The organism is Pseudomonas sp. BTN1 (assembly GCF_001907715.1).
GTDB lineage: Bacteria > Pseudomonadota > Gammaproteobacteria > Pseudomonadales > Pseudomonadaceae > Aquipseudomonas > Aquipseudomonas paracarnis.
In genome coordinates this window covers 1-2,300 of the sequence record NZ_MPBM01000070.1, presented here as the reverse complement: position 1 = coordinate 2,300, position 2,300 = coordinate 1, and the positions used below count along the sequence as shown (strand labels likewise).

Below are 2,300 nucleotides of genomic sequence, written 5' to 3'. Positions count from 1 at the left end.
TGACAGTTTCAAAAGTGAGCCGCTGTCATAGCGGACCCCTAGGTGGCCGTTTCCGCAGGAATGGATATACACACAATCCAACGGTGTTGACTGCCAGGCCGCCTTCGCGAGCAAGCCCGCTCCCACAGTTGGATTGTGGGGTGTCAGGCAGATAGGCGTCGGCTGTCAGGCCGCTATCGCAGGCAAGCCAGCTCCCACATTTGGATCGTGGGGCGTCAGGTAGATATGCGCTGGCCGCCGGGGCCGTCACGGGAGCAAGCTCCCACAGGGAACCGCGCCCATTTCAGGCCAGGTAGCCATCCCCGCGCAGCAGGGTTTCCAGGCAGTGCTCGGTGACGTGATAGAACGCCTTGAGCTCCTGGATTTTTGCCAATAGCTGCGCGTTGTCCACAGGCTCGGCACGTTTGACCGCCAGGATCATCTTGTTCTTGTTCGTGTGTTCCAACGAGATGAACTCGAACACCTTGGTCTCATAGCCACAGGCTTCAAGCAACAATGCACGCAGGCTGTCGGTGACCATTTCTGCCTGCTGGCCCAGGTGCAGGCCGTATTGCAGCATCGGTTTGAGCAGCGCCGGGCTCTGGATCTGCAGGCGGATCTGTTTGTGGCAGCACGGCGAACACATGATGATCGACGCACCGGAACGGATGCCGGTGTGGATCGCGTAGTCGGTGGCGATGTCGCAGGCATGCAAGGCAATCATCACGTCCAGCTCACTGGGCGCCACGCTGCGCACATCGCCGCATTTGAACACCAGCCCCGGGTGCTCCAGGCGTGCGGCGGCGCTGTTGCACAGGGTGACCATGTCCTCACGCAACTCGACACCGGTGACCTCGCCCTCGGCCTTGAGGGTATTGCGCAGGTAATCGTGAATGGCGAAGGTCAGGTAACCCTTGCCCGAGCCGAAATCGGCGACACGCACCGGGCGGTCGAGCTGCAACGGCGACGACGTCAGCGCATGGCTGAACACTTCGATGAACTTGTTGATCTGTTTCCACTTGCGCGACATCGAGGGGATCAGCGCCTGCTTGGCGTCGGTCACGCCCAGGTCGGCGAGGAACGGCCGGCTCAGGTCGAGGAAGCGATTTTTTTCGCGGTTATGCTCAGCCGAAGGCGCCTCGCGAAGTTGCTGCGGTTTACTTTTGAACAGCGAGCTTTTGTTCTTCTTGCTGTATTCCAACTGGGCTTCGTCGGTCAGCGCCAGCAAGTGCGCGTTCTTGAACGAGCTGGGCAACAGCTCGCCGATCGCCGCAACGCCGTCGGCCAAGGGGAAGTTCTTGGTGATATCGCGGGTCTTGTAGCGATAGACGAACGACAGGCATGGCCGGTCCTTGACGAATACCGGCTTGATGATCAGCCGCTGCAACTCGGCTTCCTCACCGACGTACTTGGCCAGCACCAGCTTGATAAAAGCGTTCTGGGCCAGGCTTGCGCTCAACAGTTCGATGAACTGGGCATGATGATCCGGCGCAGGGCGGGCAGGTTGAGCGGTGACGGACATGAACAAAAACGCCTCGGGTAAAGAATGCCGGGCATTTTAGGCGGGATGGGGGTTCAGGGCACGGGGTTATTTGATCAACGGTCAATCAACCCGAATAAGGATGCTGCCTTGTGTGAGAGCTGGCTTGCCTGCGATGCAGGCCACTCGGTTAATCAGGCAAACCGAGGCGATGCCATCGCGGGCAAGCCCGGCTCCCACAGAAAGCAGTTATTCGAGTACGACCAGGCGATTGGGCAGTTCGTTGCGGGTGTGAGTAACGGGCACATGCACCTTGAGCAACTCGCCACAGGCTTCAACGCAGGCGATGAACCCGGCCAGCGTCTGCCCCTGTTTCACCTGCTGGGTAAACGCCTGGACAATAGCGTCCCAATTGCTGTCATCCAGGCGCTTGGAAATCCCCTCATCCACCAGGATCTCCACATAACGCTCAGCCTCGCTGACAAAAATCAGCACCCCGGTGCTGCCCAGCGTGTGGTGCAAGTTCTGCTCCAGAAACTGCCGCCGCGCCAGGTTGGACGCACGCCAGTGGCGTACCGAACGCGGGATCAGCCGAGTAGTGACCTTGGGCAAGCGGAACACCAGGCACAGCACAATGAACGTCGCCCACTGCGCCACCAGCAAGGTGTACATGGTCAGGTAACCCGACAGGTAATGCACCACGCCCGGTACCACCAACGCGATCAAGCTCGCCCACAGTAACGGAATGTAGGCGTAGTCGTCGGCGCGCGCCGCCAGCACGGTGACCAACTCCGCGTCGGTGGTTTTCTCGACCAGGGCGATCGCTTCGGCGACTTGGCGC

Annotated in this window: 2 protein-coding genes; both read right to left on the bottom strand. The window is 60.1% G+C overall.

Annotation, left to right across the window (positions count from 1 at the left end; genetic code table 11):
* Window positions 1-283: 283 nt before the first annotated feature.
* Window positions 284-1,501 carry an SAM-dependent methyltransferase gene (locus tag BMH52_RS25880; protein WP_072434334.1) on the bottom strand — a complete coding sequence of 406 codons (1,218 nt, stop codon included), beginning with the start codon at window positions 1,499-1,501 and terminating at the stop codon, window positions 284-286.
* Window positions 1,502-1,708: 207 nt separating this feature from the next.
* Window positions 1,709-2,300, bottom strand: a 592-nt coding sequence (locus tag BMH52_RS25875) for a TPM domain-containing protein (RefSeq protein ID WP_073845504.1), incomplete at its 5' end; no start/stop codon positions are given.

Bases quoted from the DNA above. Each gene is read 5' to 3' on its own strand.
- BMH52_RS25880 (WP_072434334.1), bottom strand. From the start codon at position 1,501: ATGTCCGTCACCGCTCAACCTGCCCGCCCTGCGCCGGATCATCATGCC.